This window comes from Paraburkholderia piptadeniae (assembly GCF_900007165.1).
In the GTDB taxonomy this organism is placed as follows: Bacteria; Pseudomonadota; Gammaproteobacteria; order Burkholderiales; family Burkholderiaceae; genus Paraburkholderia; species Paraburkholderia piptadeniae.
The window spans coordinates 6,813-7,369 of the sequence record NZ_CYGY02000114.1; the positions used below are offsets into that span (position 1 = coordinate 6,813).

Consider the following 557-nt stretch of genomic DNA (forward strand, 5'->3'; position numbering starts at 1 on the left):
TCTACCAGTTCACGCGGCTTAAACGCGGTTGCCACACGAGGTGCAGCAACCCGCTGTTCTTCCTGATGCGGCACTGGCGGGCGGGCGCGCGCGGTGCCTTGCGCCTCGGCCTGCTCCATGCGGCGGACTGCATCGGATGCTGCGCTGGCCTGATGGTCGCGCTGGTCGCGCTGGGCGCGATGAACATGGCATGGATGCTCACGGCGGCGGTCATCATTTTCATAGAGAAGTCCTTGCCCGGCGGACACCGTGTGGCTCGTCCCCTGGGTGTGGCGCTGATCGCGGGCGGGCTCGCAATGCTGGTGACACCCTGGCTCGGCAGCGTCCGGTAGCCGGGAAGAAAGGCGGCGACACGGCACGCACTCGCGCGTCATGTCGCGTTCGACAACCTGCGAACAAAAGGAGGCGTGCGATGGCTTGGCAAATTGCGGGAACTTACTATGCGCCTTGCAGCTGCAAGGTTGGCTGTCCGTGCGTGCTGGGTGAGTTGGAAGGCGATCAGGTCTGGTGCTGGGGCGGACAGTGGATCCGTATCGACAGCGGCGCTGTCGATGGCG

At 65.2% G+C, this 557-nt stretch carries 1 protein-coding gene; it reads left to right on the forward strand.

Annotation, left to right across the window (positions count from 1 at the left end; genetic code table 11):
• The coding region (locus tag BN2476_RS40625) for a DUF2182 domain-containing protein (protein WP_162497910.1) at positions 1 to 332 on the forward strand (332 nt) is incomplete at its 5' end.
• Positions 333 to 557 lie beyond the last annotated feature (225 nt).